At 44.7% G+C, this 21,788-nt stretch carries 14 protein-coding genes, 4 tRNA genes and 1 pseudogene; 8 read left to right on the forward strand and 11 right to left on the reverse strand.

Translation table 11 applies throughout. The features are described 5' to 3' along the window. Nucleotides 1-171 precede the first annotated feature (171 nt). The 6 genes from ABD894_RS17990 to uxaC all read right to left on the reverse strand — a co-directional run bounded on the left by ABD894_RS17990 (nucleotide 172) and on the right by uxaC (nucleotide 8,194). Entirely contained in the window at nucleotides 172-1,086 is a 915-nt protein-coding gene (locus ABD894_RS17990) for a helix-turn-helix domain-containing protein (RefSeq protein WP_345212462.1), read from the reverse strand. A 198-nt stretch (nucleotides 1,087-1,284) separates the two neighbouring features. Then, nucleotides 1,285-1,869, reverse strand: a complete 585-nt coding sequence (locus ABD894_RS17995; RefSeq protein ID WP_345212463.1) for a hypothetical protein — start codon at nucleotides 1,867-1,869, stop codon at nucleotides 1,285-1,287. A gap of 419 nt (nucleotides 1,870-2,288) precedes the next feature. Beyond that, the gene (locus ABD894_RS18000) at nucleotides 2,289-3,527 is read right to left on the reverse strand and encodes an endo-beta-N-acetylglucosaminidase H (RefSeq protein WP_345212464.1); all 1,239 of its coding nucleotides are present in this window, start codon (nucleotides 3,525-3,527) and stop codon (nucleotides 2,289-2,291) included. A gap of 432 nt (nucleotides 3,528-3,959) precedes the next feature. Then, entirely contained in the window at nucleotides 3,960-5,435 is a 1,476-nt protein-coding gene (locus ABD894_RS18005; RefSeq protein WP_345212465.1) for a tagaturonate reductase, read from the reverse strand. Nucleotides 5,436-5,461: 26 nt separating this feature from the next. Next, on the reverse strand, nucleotides 5,462-6,763 hold the full coding sequence (locus ABD894_RS18010) for an MFS transporter (protein WP_345212466.1): 1,302 nt from the start codon (nucleotides 6,761-6,763) through the stop codon (nucleotides 5,462-5,464). A gap of 30 nt (nucleotides 6,764-6,793) precedes the next feature. Beyond that, the gene (gene uxaC, locus ABD894_RS18015) at nucleotides 6,794-8,194 is read right to left on the reverse strand and encodes a glucuronate isomerase (protein WP_345212467.1); all 1,401 of its coding nucleotides are present in this window, start codon (nucleotides 8,192-8,194) and stop codon (nucleotides 6,794-6,796) included. 275 nt (nucleotides 8,195-8,469) lie between these two features. Here uxaC and ABD894_RS18020 point away from each other — a divergent pair, with 275 nt between their 5' ends. The 6 genes from ABD894_RS18020 to ABD894_RS18045 all read left to right on the forward strand — a co-directional run bounded on the left by ABD894_RS18020 (nucleotide 8,470) and on the right by ABD894_RS18045 (nucleotide 11,485). Next, complete coding sequence (locus ABD894_RS18020; RefSeq protein ID WP_345212468.1) at nucleotides 8,470-9,477, forward strand: LacI family DNA-binding transcriptional regulator; 1,008 nt, start codon at nucleotides 8,470-8,472, stop codon at nucleotides 9,475-9,477. A 700-nt stretch (nucleotides 9,478-10,177) separates the two neighbouring features. Beyond that, nucleotides 10,178-10,251 (forward strand) — tRNA-Pro (locus ABD894_RS18025). 11 nt (nucleotides 10,252-10,262) lie between these two features. Then, nucleotides 10,263-10,335, forward strand: a tRNA-Ile gene (locus ABD894_RS18030). A gap of 10 nt (nucleotides 10,336-10,345) precedes the next feature. Further along, a tRNA-Gln gene (locus ABD894_RS18035) sits at nucleotides 10,346-10,416 on the forward strand. Nucleotides 10,417-10,548: 132 nt separating this feature from the next. Then, nucleotides 10,549-10,622 (forward strand) — tRNA-Cys (locus ABD894_RS18040). 149 nt (nucleotides 10,623-10,771) lie between these two features. Beyond that, a complete protein-coding gene (locus ABD894_RS18045) occupies nucleotides 10,772-11,485 on the forward strand; it encodes a hypothetical protein (protein WP_345212469.1) in 714 nt (237 codons plus the stop codon). Between the two features lie 549 nt (nucleotides 11,486-12,034). On the opposite strand, the gene ABD894_RS18050 is transcribed toward ABD894_RS18045, so the two are convergent. Further along, entirely contained in the window at nucleotides 12,035-14,917 is a 2,883-nt protein-coding gene (locus ABD894_RS18050; RefSeq protein WP_345212470.1) for a carboxypeptidase-like regulatory domain-containing protein, read from the reverse strand. A 282-nt stretch (nucleotides 14,918-15,199) separates the two neighbouring features. Between ABD894_RS18050 and ABD894_RS18055 the strand changes: the two genes are divergently transcribed. Then, nucleotides 15,200-15,370: a hypothetical protein gene (locus tag ABD894_RS18055; RefSeq protein WP_345212471.1), complete on the forward strand. Its 171-nt coding sequence runs from the start codon at nucleotides 15,200-15,202 to the stop codon at nucleotides 15,368-15,370. Nucleotides 15,371-15,388: 18 nt separating this feature from the next. Here the strand turns inward: ABD894_RS18055 and ABD894_RS28240 are convergent, their stop codons facing one another. The 3 genes and pseudogenes from ABD894_RS28240 to ABD894_RS18065 all read right to left on the reverse strand — a co-directional run bounded on the left by ABD894_RS28240 (nucleotide 15,389) and on the right by ABD894_RS18065 (nucleotide 18,380). Beyond that, on the reverse strand, nucleotides 15,389-15,778 hold the full coding sequence (locus ABD894_RS28240) for an AAA family ATPase (RefSeq protein WP_486348229.1): 390 nt from the start codon (nucleotides 15,776-15,778) through the stop codon (nucleotides 15,389-15,391). Between the two features lie 84 nt (nucleotides 15,779-15,862). Beyond that, nucleotides 15,863-16,048 (reverse strand): annotated as a pseudogene (locus tag ABD894_RS28245) (AAA family ATPase); the annotation flags it as partial. Nucleotides 16,049-16,220: 172 nt separating this feature from the next. Beyond that, nucleotides 16,221-18,380, reverse strand: coding sequence for a glycoside hydrolase family 3 N-terminal domain-containing protein (locus tag ABD894_RS18065; RefSeq protein ID WP_345212473.1), 2,160 nt, complete (start codon nucleotides 18,378-18,380; stop codon nucleotides 16,221-16,223). A 269-nt stretch (nucleotides 18,381-18,649) separates the two neighbouring features. On the opposite strand from ABD894_RS18065, the gene ABD894_RS18070 reads away from it, so the two are divergent. Beyond that, nucleotides 18,650-20,944: a family 20 glycosylhydrolase gene (locus ABD894_RS18070; protein ID WP_345212474.1), complete on the forward strand. Its 2,295-nt coding sequence runs from the start codon at nucleotides 18,650-18,652 to the stop codon at nucleotides 20,942-20,944. A gap of 22 nt (nucleotides 20,945-20,966) precedes the next feature. Here the strand turns inward: ABD894_RS18070 and ABD894_RS18075 are convergent, their stop codons facing one another. Continuing rightward, nucleotides 20,967-21,785: a hypothetical protein gene (locus ABD894_RS18075; protein ID WP_345212475.1), complete on the reverse strand. Its 819-nt coding sequence runs from the start codon at nucleotides 21,783-21,785 to the stop codon at nucleotides 20,967-20,969. Between the last annotated feature and the right edge of the window lie 3 nt (nucleotides 21,786-21,788).

Consider the following 21,788-nt stretch of genomic DNA (forward strand, 5'->3'; position numbering starts at 1 on the left):
AGGAATCGATATTTGCTAAGATAATTCCGCTTTAATGTAAGATCATTGTTAATGTTTCGCATAACGTTTAGCTTTATAACATAAAGCTAATTCTGTTACCGAATTACTTGACCTTTACAGCAATGACGATAGTTTAATAAAAAGCAGAGAATAGCTCTACACTACTCCCCCTTACAATATCGCGCACTGTATCCGTTGAAAATCGGTAGGGTTATGGCCCGAGTAATGTTTAAAGAACCTGCTGAAGTGCGAACTGGTATCGAAGTTCAGTTTATCAGCCACTTGCTTCACGCTCAATTCCGACGCGCATAACCAATAGGTTGCTTCTTTATAGACTCTGTTATGAATAAGGTGCAGCGGCGTTAAACCGGTTTCGTGCTTGATTACCTCGCTTAAGTGCTTGGCGGTAACAAATAATAGATCGGCGTATTCCTGTACGGTGCGGAGGGTCATGAAATGCTCGTCTATCAGCTTTTTAAAGCGGTTCACCAACTGTTGCTGACGGTTTGGGTGGCTCACCTTTTTTTCGGGACAATTGCCCGAGCGATTGGCCTCGTACAATAACTCAATCAGCAGCAAACGCAGCATTTGGCCATGGTAAGCCTGGTTACTGTTATATTCATGATCGAGCTTTTTAAACAGCGAATGGATATTGGTAAGATTGATCCCCGATAACGAACACATCGGCGGGTGTTCGGGGTTTACATCGAGCAGGTTATCCAGCATGCCATCCCTGATGAGGCCATCCTCCAAAAAATCCTTTTTAAACAGTACGATATATAATTGCAGATCGTCAGTAGCATCGTGATACGCGTTCAGCGATTGCGGGGTAACCATGTGTATGGAATGGGTATCGGCCTTAAAACGGAAATGCCCTACGGTACGGGTAACACTGCCGCGTAAATTGAGCACCATAGCATAGTGATCGGGTCGGTTGGGTATCTCGTCGGTAGCGCTGCCGTCGTGCTGTAATATGGTAAAGTTTTGCTGGGTAAAGGCATCGTGCCTTAAGGCGATATCGCTGTCAGAAAGGTGTGCTTGTAAACCGGTGGCGGTAGTATCTAATATATTTGCAGGTGATGCCATTGTATAATTGCTTGGTTGACGTGTGCAAAAAAAGGCATCCTGTTCAAGATAAAAGTTAGCGCAATCTCATATTAAAGTTTGTGAATTGTCAGGATCATCAGGCAAAAGTCATATACAGCAAAAAAGCCTGCCCCCATTATGGAGACAGGCAATCGTCAACCTCAAATCACTATTCTAACACACTAAATAAAAGATTGATTATAAGCCGAAGGCGTAAGCAACACGCAAGCCAAAGAAGTTGCTGCTGCTGCCGTTATCAGTAAATTTGGTATTGCTTTCAAAACGTACACCGGCATCAATGTAGTTGTTGCTGCTTAATTTAAATACATAACCTACTTGCGGCGCATATACAAAGCTGGCTGATTTATCGGCGCCTACTTTATCTTTATTGGTAAGGAAAGCCGCGCCTGCTTCGCCTTGTACATAGAAGTTACTTACCGGGTAGTATTTTAAACCGGCTTTAACAGGTATCAATTGTAAATCTGAAGCGGTAACGCCACCGTTATCTTTAGCGAAGAAGTTGTTATAACCGGCGTTAACGGTTACATATAATTTCTCGCTCACGATAGGGAAATCAGCTTGGATAGATCCGCCCAGGTTCCAGTTGTATGCATCGTGGAAACTACCAACCGGCACACCTACTTCCGGGCCTACGCTTAAGCGGATGCCTGAACCTGTAGTAGTTGATTTTGATGATGGAGTAGTATCCTGTGCTTTAGTAGTTAAAGTTGCTATGGTTAATAATGCAAGTGTTACTACACTTAATTTAATTGAACTTTTCATTTTAGTATAATTTATATGTTGTAGAAATTTTGATCATTGTTTGTTATTTGCTGTAGATGATATAGCAGATTTCGTATACCTGCTGATAGAGTTGCAGCAACTTGCCTTTTAGTGTAGAATAATGTTCTTTGTTGTCCATTGTGTGTTTTCAATCCTTTTGATTTGATATGTCAAAGGTATAGCGCTGCGGGAGGCGCATCAATCCCAAAACTTCGGCACATGGAACCAATTTTTCCTTAAATATTTTGCGTTTAAACACTACTAAACCGTTTTTCTGAATAGAAAAAACAAGACAAATAAACTGATAATGAAGCCACTAAACCATAAATCCATTACCAAAACAGCGCCCATAAACAAGCAATGCCCCGGAAATATTTCCCGGGGCATTGCAACAAGGCAGCCTATACCCGTTTAAATAATTATTGAATTTTTACCGACGATACCAGGTCATTGGCGTTTGGAGATAAACCCACAAAGTTGGAATTGCTTGAGGTAAGCGTCCACGATGTACCGGTAAAATTATCGTCGGCATACATGGTTACTGTCCACCCGGTTGGTATTTTTACCGATGATGCCCAGTCGTTCACAAAGCCGTAGGCCTGTAATTGCGATAAGGTATAATTACCCTTCGGCAAAGCCCCCATTCCGGCACCCGCGTAATTTACATCGGCAAAAAAGGTTACACCCGTAATAGCCGTGCTGGTATCATATACCGTGTTTTTACCGCTGCCGTATAATTGGGCTGATACGCTCGACAAGTAAGTATGCACATCAGAATTTGGCAGGTTATAATACAAGTAGATGCCGTAATTATTATTAACCGTTTGTGTGGCCAATGATGCTGCGGTTGAGCTGCTGGTAGCCTGTATATCAATAGCCGCCGGACCTAAATTAGCAGCCGATAAACCCGGCACATTTGGTACCGAATACGTGCCGTAAATAGCGTTCCAGCTGTAATTGATCTTTGAGCCAACAGTTACCCCGTTAAATGATAACCTTGACGATGCCGGGCCATAATTATAAAAAGAGATGATCTTATTGGGCAGCAAACTGCGCAGCGCGGTTACCAGATAAACAAACGAACTTGAATTTGGCTGACCTGTACCATTATTACCATAATCGGCATACTCATCGTCAAAGTCGATACCATCGAGGCCGTAAGTGTTAACCGCGTTGGCCAACTGCTGGGCAAAGGCCTGCGCCGCCGCCTGGCTCGGGAAATTACAGATGCCCGCGCCCTGGTGGTTACCCAGTATAGATAACAGCACCTTTATGCCCCTGCTTTGCAGCGGTTGCACGTAGGTATTCCGGTTGGCCAAAACATTGTTAACGTTGGTGTTAAAATACAGTTCGGCAGTTTGGGTAGAGGTGTTGTAGTTAATATTAGCGGCAAATATGATAGCGATATCAAAAAGCTGCTGACCGGTGGTGAGTTTGTAATACCCAACGTTGCGTATATCGGCATTGTTAACCTCCACATAGCAAACGCCTTTGGGGCCGCTGGCACCAATGGCATCGGCACGTAAAGTGGTTGATTTGGGTGTACCTGCGGTTTTGGCCGGGTTTGGTACGGCCTCTTTTTTACAGGCAGCAACGAATAGCATGGCTGCGCTTCCCATTGTTATGGCAGCATGTTTAAAATTAAAAATTGTTCTCATGTAAGTTAAATGTTGGTTTTTTTGATTGGTTGGATTGATAAATTAACGGGCATAGGCATACCGTTCTATTTATTCATAGGCAAATCAGGCTAAAGAGGTTACAATTTGGTTTACAGGTACTTGAACGCAACTAAATCGTTTTTTGTTTGGGTCGAACGGCTTCACCACGGGCTATACCACGATCAAAACAACAAATACGCACCAGTTAAAATTTTCGTTTATAGCAAATACATACTCTAAACGCTATTTTTAGGCGAATGGCAGCTTTAGAATTAAGCGAGAAAAGAAATAGAAACTTTCTAAAAATATTTTTTTTAACAAGAATACACCTTAGTGATCTTCGTGCAAAGCTTCGTGCCCTTTGTGGTTTAGTTTTACCACAAAGTACACAAAGCAAGAATCACGAAGTGCACAATTATTTGGCCGACGGGCTTAGTATATCACCGCTTTGAATACGCGCTCTACATTACGGGCAACCTCGGTTGCAAAGCCTTTAACAGCGGTAAGATCAGCTCCCCATAATGCTTCGTTACTCAATATCCGCTCAACTACGGTAAGGGTGTTTCCTCCAGCAGACCAGGCAGCATGCAGCACATCCGCGTTAGCATCTGCAAGCAAATAATCGATACCATTTATGGTGCTGATATAAGTATTATCGTCAGTTTTTACAGTATTCGCAAAGCGTATAAAAGCGGCAAAACCCAGGGTCATATCAAGTGGTACGGCATTATGTATTTTGTAATAGTTTGAAAGCAGGGGTACTACACGCGCCTTCAGCTTTAAGGAGTACTGCATGGCAATACTTTGCCATTGGTGGTTGAGGTAAGGGTTGCGGAACCTATCGAGCACTTTATTGGCGAAAGTCTCCGCCTGTTCCCGGCTGATGGGGTATGGAATGGCAGGGATAATTTCAGTAAACACTAAGTTGGTGATGTAATGCGCAAAGGCATCATTCTGTATAGCTTCGCTTACCGTTTTAAAGCCAGATAATATCGCTACAGCGCAGCACAGGGTATGGGTACCGTTCAGCAATCTCAGTTTTAGTTCGCGGTACAGTTCAATATCCGGGGTAATGATAACACCTTCATCAACAAGTTGAAAAGATAAGACTTCTTCCAATTCGGCATCACCCTCAATAGCCCAAAGACTGTAAGGTTCGGCAATAATATTGAGGTGATCGATATAGCCTTGTTCTTGTGTGAGTGCTTCCTGTAAAATAGCATCCGGTTTGCCCGGAACTATTCTATCCACCAGCGAATTGCAGAAACGGTTAGCCGTTTGCAGCCATTGTATAAAGGCATCGCTTAAATTATTATACCTCGCCAGTTCAATTACTATGTCCTTTAATATTTTGCCGTTATCAACAATCAATTCCGTTGGGATGATGATCAATCCCGTGTCTTCCTTTCCACCTAAAGTTTGATACCGGTGATTCAGCACTGCCAACAACTTGCCGGGGAACGATGTAGGTACATCACTTAACACATCCTCCTTAACCAGTTGGATCCCCACTTCAGTAGTGTTTGAAATGATGAGTTTCAAATCGGGTGAAGCAGCCACATCGAGTAGATCTGCCCATTGTTGCTGCGCCGTAAGTACCCTGCTGATTGCCGAACAGATAACACTTTTATTTACAGCCTCGCCGTTTTCAATGCCCTTGATGTGCAGGGTATACAGGTTATCCTGTTTAGCAAAATCATCTGTTGAACCAGTAGCAGTTGATTTTACCACCACGATACGCCCGTTAAAAATGCCTGCACGGTTAGCCTTATCAATGTAATAAGCGGGCAGTCCGCGAAGCAGTACACCTGTGCCGAACTGTAAAACACGCTCGGGCAGGTTAAATATTTGCTCAACCGGTATTTGAGGATCGATAACGGACAAGGTTGTTTTTGACAGGGTATTCATTTTAATAATATCTTCTTAAACCACCATTAAGGGGCAGTAATTTCTTTTTTCGATTTGATGAGGCTGAACATGATTGCCCAAGCGCTGATGTAGGCGAGTCCGCATATTAAAAACATGATGAAATATGCCTTTGGCAACTGGTTCAGTTTTTCGTAGTACACAAACATGCGTTTTTGCACCAGCAGCGAGAGCAAGATGCCGCCGATGCCACCAGCCATACCGCCAATGCCGGTAACGGTTGCCACTGCCCTTTTCGGGAACATATCTGACACGGTAGTAAAAATATTGGCACTCCAGGCCTGGTGTGCGGCGGCGGCAAAGCCCACTGTTATAATGGCCAGCCACATATTGATAGCGCCTAAATACTGCGCGAAAACAATAGGCAATACCAGCAAAGCGTATATCAGCATAGATGTTTTGCGTGCCCAAAACACAGATCGTTCCTTACGGATGAGGTAAAAGGGCAACCATCCCCCGCCAACACTCCCCACGCTCGACATGATGTAAACCAGCGCTATCGGGAATGCCACCTGTACCGAAGTAAGGCCATATTGCTTGTTCAAAAAATCGGGCAGCCAAAACAGGTAAAACCACCAAATTGGGTCGGTAAGGAACTTGCCTGCCACAAAGGCCCAGGTTTGTTTGTATTTGAGCAGTTGCCGCCAGGTAAACGGCGGACCATCATTGGCGCTTTCGGCAGCTTCGTCTTTATCACTATGGATGTAATCAAACTCGCCTGCCGATAATTTTTTATGTTGTGATGGTGGCTGATAGATCATGAACCAAAATATGAGCCACACAAAACCGATAGCGCCAGTGAGCAAAAACGCGGTTTGCCAGCTATATTTTTCGGCAATAAAGGGTACGCTTAGCGGCGCAATAATAGCCCCCACGTTTGAGCCCGAATTAAAGATACCCGTAGCCAGCGCCCGCTCTTTTTTCGGGAACCATTCGGCCGTGGTTTTTATGGCTGCCGGGAAGTTGCCCGCTTCGGTAATACCTAAAAATGCCCTCGCGAAGCTGAAGCCAAGGGTACTGCTTACAAAAGCGTGCAGCACCGCTGCCAAACTCCATAACCCGGCAAAAATACCGTACCCCAACTTGGTACCCAGTTTATCAATTACCCGGCCCGCGCCTATCATCCCTATGGCGTAGGTTATTTTAAAGGCGATCTCGATGTTGGCATAATCGCCCGAGTCCCAGTGCAAGTCAGTAGTGAGGTAAGGTTTCAGCAGGGCGATCACCTGCCTGTCCATATAATTAATGGTGGTGGCCGCAAACATGAGGGCGCAAATGGTCCACCTGTAATTACCCGATGCTTTGTTCATATTTTGGCCCTCGTTTGCATAGCTGTAAACTTAAAATTTGAAGTAGTTTACCGCGTTGTTATAGCTGATATCCTGTATTATTTTGCCTACCCATGGGGTATCGTTGGGTAATTCGCCGTTCTCAATATCGTTACCGAAAAGGTTGCAAAGCAGCCGCCTGAAATACTCATGCCTCGGGAACGACAGGAAACTGCGCGAATCTGTCAGCATACCTACCATACGGCTTAGCAGCCCCATGTTGGAGAGGGCGTTAAGCTGACGCGTCATCCCGTCCTTTTGATCTAAAAACCACCAGGCCGAACCGAACTGTACTTTCCCCGCTACCGAGCCATCGTTAAAATTGCCTGTCATGGCGGCTATCACTTCGTTATCGGCAGGGTTAAGGTTGTAAATAATAGTTTTGGCGAGCCTGTCTTCGGTATCCAAACGGTTCAGAAATTTCGATAAGGCAGCGGCCTGGCTAAAATCACCAATGGAATCCCAGCCCGTATCGGGCCCTAAATTGCTGAAAGCACGGGTATTGTTGTTGCGTAATGCGCCGATGTGATATTGCTGTACCCAGCCCTTTTCATGATCCCAAAGGGCAAACTCAAACAACATAGCCGATTTAAACTTCAGCACATCTGTTGCCGATAAGGTTTCTTTATTTCGTATTTTATTGAAGATGAAGCTTATCTCGCTATCCTCATAATCAGCCGCGTAAATTTGCTCCAGCCCATGATCAGACACCGAACAACCATTGGCCGCGAAGTAATCATGCCTTCCTTTTAACTCGGTAAGATAATCGTTGTAAGTACCGATGGTAGCATCCGCGACTGCTTCCAGCTTATCGATATAGGCATTCAACGCTTCGGTATTTTCGGCAGCCATCGCCTTATCCGGGCGAAAGGCTGGCAATACCTTCAGGGCCAAACCTTCGCTTTTTAACTGCTGATGATACGCCAAATTATCCAGCGGATCATCCGTAGTGCATATCACTTCCACATTCATTTTACTAATGAGGCCACGGGTGCTGTATTCTTGAGTTTGCAGCAGATCGGTACAGGTATTGTATACCTGCGTGGCCGTATCCGGCGATAGTATATCGTGTATATTGAAGTAGCGTTGCAGTTCGAGGTGTGTCCAATGGTAAAGCGGGTTGCGCAGGGTATAAGGTACGGTAGCCGCCCATTGTGTAAACTTTTCGGCATCGGTTTTAGCGCCGGTTATATAAGCCTCGTTTACGCCGTTGGCACGCATGGCCCGCCATTTGTAATGGTCGCCGTTGAGCCAAACACGGGTGATGTTTTCGTAGTTAACATTGTTGGCAATTTCATCGGGCGGCAGGTGGCAATGGTAATCAATTATTGGCAAATGCTTTGCATAATCGTGGTAGAGCAGCTTTGCCGTATCTGTTTCGAGTAAAAAGTGTTCGTCCAAAAATTTCTTCATGTTTTTCATGCGGGTTTATGCGCCGTTCAATTTACCTCATCGCGCTTATTAAACAAAGGGCGGCCACTTGTTATCGTATGTTTTATGGTGATGCCATTGGCGGGGCATCATCAAATATTAGTTTAACCAGGTTTATTAACGCAGCGATATTAACGAGTAAAAAGCATTAAAACGGGCTTTGGCCTATAAAAATTTACGCAATCGTTGCCGAAATGAATGTACTGATAATTTGGCGGTAAGCCTGCTTTATCGCTTATTTGTATAATTATAAATTGATGTACAAAGCTGCTACCATAAAAGATATTGCCCGGGCACTGGATGTATCGCCGTCCACGGTTTCGAGGGCGTTGCGTGATAGCCATGAGGTGGGTACCGAAACCAAGCAAAAGGTTTTGGAATATGCCCGGCAAATAAACTACCATTACAACCCGGCAGCGCTAAGTCTGCGGTCGCGGCGCAGTTATTCCATTGGTATTATGGTGGCCGATGTGGCCAACAGCTTTTTTTCGCAAACCATTAACGGGATCGAATCCATTGCCTATGAGCGAGGCTATAATGTGATCATCACCCAAAGCCACGATTCGTACGAGCGTGAAGTGATCAATATGGAGCACCTCGCCAACCGCTCGGTGGATGGCTTGCTGATCTCCATGTCGGCACAAACGGTAGATTACGCTCACGTAACCCGCCTGCACGAACAGGGGCTGCCCATCGTATTTTTCGACCGGATACTTAGCGACATCGATACCTTTAAGGTAACTACCGATAATTTCAGATCGGCTTATAACGCTACCGAAGCGCTCATAAAAAAGGGATATCGTAACATTGCCCACCTGGCCAATGCCCCGCAGCTCTCTATTACTACCGAAAGGTTAAACGGTTACAAAGCCGCCTTAGCCGATAACGATATCCCGTTCAACGAAAACCTGCTAAGGCACTGCTACAATGGCGGCCGCGATGAACAGGAAGTTGAACAGGCTGTGAACAGCATACTTTCAGCAGCCGATAAACCCGATGCCCTCTTCATAGCCAGCGACCGCATCAGCACGGCCTGTATACGGGCGCTTAATCAAATTAAAGGGGCTGATGAACTCGCTATTATCGGTTTTTCCAACTCGGATGTGGTAGATCTGCTATCGCCCCGGATCTCCTATATCAGGCAGCGAGCATTTGAGATGGGCCAAATCGCTATTGAAATGCTTATTAAGCTGATAGAAAGTAAATACCCGGTGTATGAGTTTGAAACGAAGCTGCTGGAAGCGGAGGTTTATTGGCAGAAGTAAAAAGCTTGTTATTGCTGTAAGTCATGAGCAATCTCATCATATTTAGCTCGTTTCTATCACTATCGTCATTGCGAGGTACGAAGCAATCTCTACTTAGGTTGTGCTTGTGCTGTGATTGACGTTAGTCTGCTCTTGGGCGCAGGGCCCCGTTACTTTTGAGGGCAAAAGTAACAAAAGGCTTGTCCAGCAATAGGCTTCTTTGCCGCACGAGGCCATACCCTGCAATGCGACCAGAACTTTGGGCTGGAACTTTTGCCCCGACGCGCTACTCCATCCCACTTGCAACAAGTTCCTATGCCCGCCTTTGCGCTCATGGCCACCAAAGTTCTGCCCGCTTTCGCCCGAAGCTGCTTGCTGACGAGGAGGGTAAACGTGGCAAGAGTTACGAAGTTTTTGAAACTTCGTAACTCTTTGATCTTAAAAATGTGTCATTGCGAGGTACGAAGCAATCGCGAACTATACAGAGCGGCTCTTCAAGTTGGGGATTAATTCGTACCTAAAAAAAATTTATTTTTTTACTGAAATTTCTTGATTATTAAAATAATTGTGTATCATTGCATCATGAAAACAACAACAATACAATGCTTCATACCGCAACCGATTTATCGGAGGGGATAGCTATGTATTGAATAAAATATTATATAATACGCGAATCCTCTTAGATAATTCTAAGGGGATTTTTTGTTTTAGGGGCATTTTCAGGGTAGTATATCAATTGGTTAGATTACCACATTTGGGATGTGGAGGCTCCCGGTTCGAGTCCGGGTTACCCTACTGATAATAAAGGAAATATAGCTTAATGGTTAGAGCAGCACCCTTATACGGTGTCGGTTAAAGGTTCAAGTCCTTTTATTTCTACTAACATAATTTCCCTATGGTGCAACGGTAGCACGTCTGATTTTGGTTCAGAAGATCGTGGTTCGAATCCATGTAGGGAAACCTTTAGTTGAGGCAGCAGTTTTTCAGCTGCCCAATGCTTTCTTACTTATGCTTAAACTGCTTTATTGCGGGAAGGGCAAGCCATATGCAATAAAGAAATTTCTTTATTGCATATGGCCATGTTTTAAAAATGGTCGGTTGCCCGAGTGGTTTAAGGGGGTTCTCTGCAAAAGAATTAATCGCAAGTTCGAATCTTGTGCCGACCTCTTATAATGAAAGGCCTTACGAAGTTTTGAAAACTTCGTAAGACTGGCAAACCAAGCACAATTAATCGGGCATGCATTAGATGAACAATCGTTGATGTAGTTAGCATCTAAAGGCGTATATTGTACCTAACAAAAGCCTTATTGCCCCAATGGACATTATCCGTACAATTCAGGAAACAGCTACCTGGATAGAAAAAGTAAATAACAACTTTGATGATAACCTCTTTCGTACGGCCGAGCTTGCACCCCAACATTATTACTATCATATTCCGGATAATGAAAAAGAGTTTACCTTAGATCAACTTAATAGCAAGCGAAGCAAACTGCTGAAAGATACCGGCGTAGCGCTTATACCTTTAGAGGAACTTGTTAACTACGGCAGAATAATGTTGTATAACGCGTCTGACACGGTAGTTGACGGAGCTCCGGAAATAGAGAGTGCTTACTTTATGGATATTGGTGATGCACCGCCGTGGGATACCTGGATTGCGACAGGTAAACAACTTAATGAATTAAACTTGTTTAAATTGCATCATGAAATAACTGATAATTGGCTAATCGGATGGGTACCTGTATCTCAATATTTTTATGCAAATCAGGCTATTTTGGTATCTGTTCTTGATAATTTCTCATGGCCTGATGAGGAACATATAAGAGATGAATACAGCGTTATAAAGAACTTGTTTCAAAAACCCGACCCAATAGCAGAGCCTGAAGAACGAATAGACCTTGATAAAAGATCGGCCCTGATGTATACTCTAACGGCACAACAAAGGAAAAACTCCAAAGTATATTTTGATAGCCTAATAAATAAGTCAAGTAGGAAAGCACCTTTTTGGAAACGTTTATTGGGTATAAAATGACATTAAATTATGAACTTCTTTTTTGCAAAGCTTTTTGAAGAATACAGAAGGACAGAAAGTTCTCCGGAAAGCACAATTACAGCATATATCAGTTTTATTTATTGTTTATTACTATTTAATATTTACTTACCAATAAGTGAGGTATTAAACAAACTATATTTTAACAACCAATTCCATTACAATAAAATTGGTCTTATTATAATATGCCTTTCAATTTTGGGAATTATTTATTTTACGGTATATGTAGTATATATTAAAAGAAAACGAATATTCTATTTGACGGAAAAGTATAAGGGAAAAAAATTTCACAAGGTATTGTTGTATACTATAATAGTGGTATCGCCTGTATTTTTCCTTCTAACAGCAGGGTGTATTACCGTAATATTAAAAGGCGGAACGATCTTGAACTATCATTTTAACGGATTGTTCTAATTTCCCGCGTTAGTGATGGTAGCGGATACCGGCCATGTGCTTAATGCCTTGTGCGCGTATGAGCGTACAGCACGGGCCGAAGGCAACGTCCATGCTGTATTACGCTAAATACTTTATTTACTCTACATTCAATTTCATGTACTGCGAGCCGATGCCTCCCTGCAAGTCGGCACCTTGCAGTATAACGGAGTATTTACCGGCTTTGTCGCCTGTGTAAAATACTACCCTTGCCCGGCCTTTATCGTCGGTTACAATATCGGGCGACCAGTAAATGGTGGTACGCAGGTCGGGTTCTGTAGGTTTGTCTTTTACGGTGTATTTAGGGCTGTAAAAGTCGCGGGCGTAAAGCGTGTATATCGGGCGATATTTAACCCGGTTAAGCGGACCGTAATCATACCGGTATTGCCCGGTTTTAAAGCGCGTGGTTATTTCTATAATTCCCGCGTCAAGATCGCGCCCTATAGCGCGGCCAAGGCGCCAGAAAACGTAATCGTCGCGGCCTTCTTCCCGATTATAACCCCATGGCTTAACAGAATTAGCAGCCATCGCTACTTTTTGCGCATCGGGACTGTAAGATGCAATACCAATTGAAGTACCTGATGGACCGATGCGTGTAAATTTGCGACTCGTCATCACCTCTACCCCAATATAAGAATCAACTGCATGCTCTTTCATCGCCGCTATAACACTTGCCACCGTGGGTACAGGGCCATCCACATTTAGCGATAGCGGAATGTTATCTATTTTGATCCCCATATAATATTTATCAAACATGATGGCCGGGAAACCATCTTTCATTACTACCCTAAAACCGGGTAGCTGCTGTTGTAAAAACTCATACAGATCAATCACCCCGGCCTCTTTTATGTCCTTTTCATCGAACACGATATCGGCATTTCCGGCTCCGTTGATATTATCAGAATGAGGAATAACTTTTCTGCCGGTAATGGTAACTCCTTTAAGTATCTGGCCCGAGTTTTTCGGCATTTCATCACCCAATTTCTCTATGGTGGCGTTAACAGCCCGTTGTGTAATGCTATCTGTATTTACAAACCATGGTTGCATAGGTGTTAACAGCTCTTCGGGTATTGGGGCCGGTTCAAACCTGTCAACCGTAAGCTCGCCATAACGCATCATTTTACCTTTAGGCGTGCTGGCCACTATCAAAAATGAAGAAGTATCCAACAGGGGCAGATCTTTAAAAGTGTACACTCCTTTTTTATCGGTAAGCGTTTGCTTTATAAATACCGGTTTTTTTGACGATACCAGCACCTGGGCACCTTCTACCGGTTTTTTGAACGCGCTGATCACCTTACCTGTAATTACAAATTGCTCTTCGGCCCTGAATTTAGGTTTTGTTGTTTTGAATACGTCTTTCCAGCTTAAACCTATCCATCCCTGGGTAAGCATCAGGTTATCGAGCGCTTTCAGGCGGTCGGCATTGCCGGGGTTAAAGTAATAAGCGGGGTCTTCCACATACCCTTTCAAATCGGACGTTAGGAGCAGCGTTGTCGCTATATTGCTATTGCCCGCGGTATCGGCACGTACCTTTGAATCATCAGTTACGCTGAGCGAGAAACTGCCCTCTTTAACCGGCTTCCCCTTGCTGTCGTTCACCGCGAGGTTGAGTACCACGCTGTCTTTAGTAGCGTAAACAGGCTTATCTGCCGTTACGTTCAACTTAAACTGATCTTTATGATCAATAAACACAATTCTTTCGCTTACCGGGATGGTATCTTTAAAAAGAGTAAAGTGCACAATACCACTCGGGAATATTTTTTTAGGTATGCTGTAAGCGCCATCCTTGGGCTCAACCATACCTGAGTAACTTACAAAATCACGCGCCTCGCCTACCAGGCTATACTTATCCCTACCTTTTAAGCCGGGTGAAAAGGCAAACTTAACCGTAAGGCTGTCATCTTTTTCGCGGTTCTCAAAATGAATTACCGTACCCTCGGCATTTACTTTTGGCAGCTGGTAAACTACACCATTACCGTTCGGCGCATCTATACGGGCAGTGTATGTTTCGCCCGCGACAGGGGCCATTTCTACTGTACCCATACCATTGTGGGTAGTTTTAAAATCGCTCACCTTTTTATTTTGACTATCGTAGATACCGCCGCTGACATTGGCACTGCGCCCATCCTCATTTATGGCCTTAAAACCAACCGTTGAACTGATACCGGCAACCCAGTTACCACCTTCGGGAAAGAATTGCAGATCGATATTTTGCGGCCGGTTAAACAACAGCGGTACCGACTGCGTTTGGCCGCGTTCGCCTTTTTGGGTGTTTACTATATACAGGCGCAGGTTTTCGCTGCGTTCCTTATCCTTTAAATCGAAAGCAAGATCAAGTTCGCCATTGGGTGTTGTTTTCAGATCCTTACGTATTAATACCTTATCTTTTTCCATCACAATGGCTTGTACACTTTGCGAGGTAACAGGCTGCTTATTGAGCCTGGCAATATTCATTTTTACCTGCACCTCCGTTAATGGCGCTTTATCTACCAATTGGGTATTGGCTTGTATCTGCCAGGTTTCGGCAGTGGGTTTGCCTATGTATATGCGTTGTTTAAAAAAGCGATCTTCACTGAGGTTCTGCATCCAGTTGGTGTAGGCGCGCAGGGTGTAAGTACCTTCATGAAACTGCTTTACCGACAGCGGGATCTGCGCCCAGCCAATGCCATAACTCAGTGGAATGCTCACACGTTTTACGTTTACCAGGCTGTCGTCGTTAAGCTCTACATACAGTAGCTGGCTTTTGTCTGATGCCGATAGGTCGCGTTTATCGAGCGTGTAGGCTTTAAACCATATGGTATCGCCAATAAAATAAGTTGCCTTATCGGTATGGATGTATACCTTTTCGGGAGTTAAACGTTTTTGATAACGCTCTACCACGCTAATGAGATGGCGCAGCGCGGGTGATTTGTCATTTTGCCCGAAAGACAGCTTTGATTGTATCAGCAACACAAGCAGCAGGCATAAGCTTAAGTTCTTCATAATAGATGTGATTTACAGGTTTACAGTTTATCAGCTATTCTTTACCTAACGCAACGCTAAAACAAGTTGTTTTTATGCAGGAAGAGTATTTAGGTACAAGTATAATTGGTAAATGTATGGGTATGACTGTTGTTATGAAATAAGGTTTAAGAAGGGATGTTAAAAAATTGGAAAAGGGATTGAAGCTCTCGTAAATATCACTTTTGATGAGACAGCAACTATGACACCAAGCTGATATCTTTGATAACATGTTTAGAACTTGTATACTTAATTATTGCTTAAATGAAGATCAGTAAAAAAATGAATTACAGGATATCATTCTCCGAGATGAACAAACTGGCGGAGGCAGGCAGCTCAAAACAGCCCAAAACTTCTTTAGAAGACATGCGGAAGCAAGTAAGCCTACTGAAGAACAGCAGCGTTTCAAAGATAAAGAAGCAACAACAATCTTAGCTCTTGGCACGTAGTTGCCTATCTCAACAATTCCCTAACCACATAAGCAGGATTCCTAAAAAAATCATTATACGATTGAAACAGCTGGGTTTGCTCGTACCGGCGGGGCTCCATACCAAATTCGCTAAACTCGTAGATGAGGGCATTGGGATAAGCCAGCAAAATTGGCGAATGTGTGGCTATGATAAACTGCGAACCGGTGGCTATCAGTTCGTGCATTTTAATGAGCATAGCCATTTGCCGCGATGGCGAAAGGGCCGCCTCGGGCTCATCGAGTATATAAAATCCGTTACCGCCAAAACGGTGTATGAACAAACTCCAGAAAGATTCGCCATGCGATTGCTCGTGCAGTGAACGACCGCCGTACGAATCAATGATCTTGCCTCCTCCCAGCGGCTCGGCATCCATATTCTCAATTTCTGTGGCCACGTTAAAAAAGCTTTCGCTCCTTAAAAAGTAACCGTCGCTATGCCGTTGTGTACCCCGCGATGTGGTAATATATTCGTGCAAAACAGAATGCGAAGGCCTGGTACCAAAGCTAAAATTAACAGAACCACCCTCCGGGTTAAAACCCGATGCCACCGCAATAGCCTCCAACAGGGTTGATTTTCCGGTACCATTCTCGCCCACAAAAAAGGTTACAGCCGGGCTTATTTTGATCCCGCTGTTGATTCTGAAGAAGGGCAACGAAAAAGGATACCGGTTAAGATCGGCATGCTCCTTTTTGAAGAATATGTTTTTTAGTTCGCCTTTGGAAATCATATGAATAAAAGTACAAACAGGCAGGCATATAAAACCATAATACCTCAAAAATTAGCACATTAGTCTATCGTCAACGAGCGTACATATACTACTTCACTGCAAACTCGGCGGTTAGCTTTTCATCATTGGCATTGCTGCCTAAAAACAATTTATAATTGCCCGGATATACTTTGAAGCGATGCGTTTTCAAGTCCCACTTTTGTAGTGCCTGCACGGGTATTTTAAACTCAACTGCCTGTTGTCCGTTTTTGTTAACGGTTACTCGCTTAAAGCCTTTTAGTTCCTTTAAGGGCATCCTGTCAATTGAAGGGTATTTAACGTAAGCCTGTACCACCTCGTCGGCATTTATGTTGCCTGTGTTACTTATTGTTGCCTGTATGGTAATGGTATCTTTAGCTGTATAAGTTTTTGCAGGTTGAGTGCCCCAATCGTATTTAAATGTGGTATAACTTAAGCCGAAGCCGAACGGATACTGTACTTCTCCGCCAAAATAACGGTAGGTTCGGTTCTTCATGCTGTAGCTGTTATAGTCGGGCAGGTCGTTAATTGATTTGTAGAACGTAACAGGCAGGTGACCTGATGGCGAAACATCGCCGAAAACAATATCGGCCAAAGCATTGCCGCCCTGCTCGCCCGGATACCAGGCCAGTATAATAGCATCGGCATAGGGTTCAATGGCAGCAATATCCACATCGCTTCCTGCGGTTACAACCGCTATTATCGGCTTCTTAACTCCTTTGCGCAGTGCCTTTAAAAAGGCGATATCCTGCGCGGGTATGCTTAGATTTTTCTTGTCGCCGCCATTTTCCGCGAGGAAAGCGTCGCCCGCTTCACCTTCCAGTACCGGGGTAAGCCCCACAACAGCAATGGTAACATCGGCATTGCCCGCGCCCCATATACCGCCGAAGTGCGTGGTATCTTTATTGCCCGCGCCTAAATCATATTCAACTCTTGTTGCCGGGCCAACGGCGGCTGTGATACCCTCCACAAAATTCACCATTTTACTGCTCACCCCATGATAGCTCGCCACCAGGGCATCCAGCGAAGCTGAATTTGGGCCCAATACCATTATACTTGAATAATCGGATTTTTTAAGTGGTAGTAAACTATTATCATTCTTTAACAACACCATACTTTGGCTCGCTACCTTACGCGCCAGGTTCACATGGCTATCATTATGGATACTATCTGCCCCGTAGCTGTAAAACGGCGAGGCCTTAGGATCATCAAAAAAGCCGAGTTTAAATTGGGTTTTCAGCAAGGTAGCCAAAGCGGTATTTACTTCCTTTTCCGTTAGTTTCTTCTGTTTAATAGCGTTCTCTATGTCCGATTGAAAAATGGAAGAACAATCGAGGTTCACACCCGCTTTAATAGCCGCGGCGGCTACCTCTACTTTGTTAGGGAGTGTTTTATGGGTTAGATACACATCATCCAAAGCGCCGCAATCTGTTACCACATGGCCCTTAAAACCCCATTCTTTACGCAATACATCGGTAAGCAAGATTTTGCTTACTGAAATGGGCACTCCATTTACCCGATTATAAGCGCTCATTACCGATTCAACACCGGCATCAACCAGTTTTTTAAACGAATACAGGTAGGTTTCGCGCAGGTCTTTCTCATCAACCAAAGCATCAAACGAATCACGTGTAGCTTCGGGCCCGCTATGCGCTACAAAATGCTTGGCAGCGGCGGCGGCTTTAAGATGTTTAGGATCGTTCCCCTGCAAGCCCTGTACATAGGCGGTACCCATTAATGAGGTTAAGTATGGGTCTTCGCCATAAGTTTCCTGTCCGCGGCCCCAGCGTGGGTCGCGAAATATATTGATATTGGGCGACCAGAACGTTAAGCCCATATATTGAATATGCTGATCTTTTGCCAGCGCGAGGTTATATTTCGCACGTGCCTCGGTTGATATTACGTTGGCTACTTCCTTCAGCAAACCATCATTAAACGTGGCGGCCATAGCTATAGCCTGCGGAAATACCGTTGCCTGCCCGGCACGCGCCACACCATGCAAGCCTTCGTTCCACCAGTTATAAGCCGGTATGTTAAGCCTTGGTACCGCCGCGCTGCGGTAGCCCAGCAATGAGGCTTTCTCGGCAAGCGTTAACCTCGATATGAGGTCGTTTACACGTGTATCAATAGGCAGCGCGGGGTTCAAGTAGGGCTTTTGCTGCGCTTTAACCGCATCAGCGCCTAACAATAAAACAAACAAGATAAATAAAAAGGAAGATCGTAATTTCATAAAGAATTTAACCATGAGGGTTGCTTAACCTATATATAATGCGTTTACCGCGGCAAATGCCAACGGTTTAATAGCAGGACAATATAAATGCAATAATTGCCTACATCATTGTAAAAAACAACAGACGACCTATATTAAGGTGACCATCTATCTGCTTTTAGCGGATGAAGTAAATTTATTTGAGATGGCTGTAGGCAATTAAACCACAAAAAGTGTTATTAACATGTACCTCATAATTCAACATCCGTTTAAAACGAAAATAATATTACATGATACCATACCGATGGAAACCCGCTTTTGCGCTATTAGTACTAATGTTTTTAACCTCATGGTCTGCCGATTTGCATGCACAGCAACCGGATGCCAAACTTCCGCTGATCCCCTACCCGCAGGAGGTACAAACCGGTACAGGCTCATTCAAGGTCAGCGGCAGTACAACTATCAGCCTCACCGCAGGCAAGTTTGCAAATGAAGCCGCTTTACTGAATAACTTGATACTGCAAAAAACAGACAAAAGCTTAAAGGTAACTTCGGCAAGTACTACAAATACCATTAAGTTGGTTACTGACGCGGCCATTACCAACCCGGAGGCATACAGCTTAACCATTACCCGGCAAGCCATTGTTATTGCAGCTAAAGACGGAACAGGTATTTTCCGGGGGATTGAAACCCTGCGCCAGCTGATGCCTTTTGGCTCGGCGCCGGTTGCTTCGTTCAGTTTACCGGTGGTAAAAATAAGCGATAAGCCTGCTTACGAATGGCGAGGGATGCACCTTGATGTGTCGCGGCATTTCTTTTCAATAGCCTACCTTAAACGTTACCTTGATCTGCTGGCGCTTTATAAATTCAACAAGCTGCACCTGCACTTAACCGACGATCAGGGTTGGCGCATCGAGATAAAGAAATATCCTAAGCTTACTCAATTGGGCGCATGGCGAACTTTTAATAACCAGGATTCGGTCTGTATCGAAAAATCAAAGAACAACCCCGATTTCGCTATCGATCCGCAGCATATTATAGTGAAGAACGGTAAAAAGCTTTACGGCGGCTTTTACACGCAGGCCCAGATGAAGGATGTGATTGCCTACGCTGCAAAACGTCATATCGATATTATCCCCGAAATTGATATGCCGGGGCACATGATGGCGGCTATTAATAACTACCCGTTTTTATCGTGCGCCGGAGGCAGCAAATGGGGCGAGCTTTTTACAACCCCCATCTGCCCTTGTAACGAAAGCACCTTTGAGTTCGCGCAAAATGTATTCGATGAGATCTTCGCGCTGTTCCCAAGTAAATACATTCATATTGGCGGTGATGAAGTTGACCGTACCAGCTGGGGCGAATCTGAAACCTGCAAGGCGCTGATGGCTAAAGAGGGCATTAAAACTACGGCCGAACTGCAAAGCTATTTCATTAACCGCATGGAGAAATACTTTAACAAGCATGGCAAAAAATTGATAGGCTGGGATGAGATATTGGAAGATGGCATAAGCCCTACCGCTATGGTAATGTACTGGCGCAGCTGGGTGCCGAACGCGCCTATAAAAGCGGCAAAAAACGGTAATAAGGTGATCATGACACCCGGGAACCCGCTTTATTTTGATAACGAGCCCGATCAAAATTCCATCTATAATGTGTATCACTTTAACCCGGTGCCAAGCCAGTTGAACGCGCAGGAAGCTCAAAACATTATAGGCGCGCAGGCTAATACATGGAGCGAACGCATACCTACCGAGAACCGTGCCGACTATATGATCTTCCCGCGCATTACCGCGCTGGCCGAACGCTTGTGGACGAACACCCAGGATTACGATAGCTACCTTGCACGGCTGGATAAACACTATTCGCTTTTAGAGGCATTGAAGGTTAATTTCCGCGTGCCCGACTTTCCGGGACTGGTACAAAATAATGTGTTTACCGAATCAACTACGCTTGATGTTAAAAAGCCTTTGCCCGGCCTGAAATTGTATTACACCCTCGACGGCAGCCTGCCCAATCAAAAATCTACCCAGTTAACAGCGCCTTTAAACATCAACCGTACGCAACACATCCGCTTGCTGGGCATTACCCCATCGGGCATACGCAGCGATGTTTATGAGCTTAATTACGACAAGCAAACACTTGCCGAACCTGCTACCGCCAACAATGTAGCAGCGGGTTTAAACTGTAGTTATTACCCCGCATTTTTCAAGAAGAGTTCGTTAATAACCGGCACGCCTGCGGCCCAATATGTAGTAAACAGTGTTATTGTACCTGCCGAAGCTACCGCGCCGAGTTTCGGGCTGAAATATAGCGGGTACCTGGATGTGCCGTCAACAGGGATATATACTTTTTACCTTACCTGCGATGACGGCGGCATATTAAAAATTGCAGGCCGCACCGTGGTAGATAACGAGGGCATGCACTCGGCTATTGAAAAGGACGGACAGGTTGCCCTGAAACAAGGCCTGCAACCCATAGCGCTTGATTTTATTGAAGGCGGAGGCGGTTTCGCGCTGAAATTGAAATACAGTAAAGATGGCTCGGCACCTGCCGATGTGCCATCAAGCTGGTTAAAACATTAATACCGGGCTGATCGTAATTTGATCAGCCGACAGGCTTTAACACTGCTTGCCCTGCTTTATTTTGTGCCGTAATAGCCGGCGCGCAAATAAACCACAGTGCAAGCAGTGTTCCATAACTTCCGCCGCGTTCAACCCACTCAAAAAGCAGGTGGTTAGGATATAAAAGTTCTGTACCAATCTTCCAGATCAGGAAAGCGAAAAGTAAACCGCGCGATGGGCGAATCAATATCAATATGGCCGCAACAATTTCGGTAATACCTGCTACTGTAGCTACCGTGTTAGCCTGCTGAAAACCCAGGCCGGTATATTGCCCTATCAATGTCTTTTTATGCAGCAGGTTTAACCAGCCGTGGCCTGACAATAGCAAGAACGCCGCAACCCGCAGGCAGATACCCACCGTGCTTTTAATATTAAAAGCAACATTACCGGGTGGTTGAATGAAAGTAAACCATGTTTTAAATTTCGCCTGCATACCGCACAGAAGCAATAGAGCGAGCGGCGCACCGTAATTGCCCGCGCGCTCAATCATTTCGGCAAAGGGCTCGCCTGATGCGGGGCGTAAAGAGGCTGTGAACAGCCCCCATATTACCAGCCACAAAGCAATGGCCCTTGTAGGGTACACCAGCATGCTGATGCCCATCAAAATATCTACAGTACCAACAAGGGGCATCAGTTTATAGGCTGTAACGGCATCAATACCAAAAACGGCAAAGTAATTACACCATACAGCCTTGGTAATTATACCAAAGGCGCCATGCCCTATAAAGCACATGGCTACCGCTACACGCAACGTATAATAAACCGGTTTGGCTGCCCCGGGCAATGCAGATGGTGCAAACATCTT

The organism is Mucilaginibacter gynuensis, from assembly GCF_039541195.1.
Classification (GTDB): Bacteria; Bacteroidota; Bacteroidia; order Sphingobacteriales; family Sphingobacteriaceae; genus Mucilaginibacter; species Mucilaginibacter gynuensis.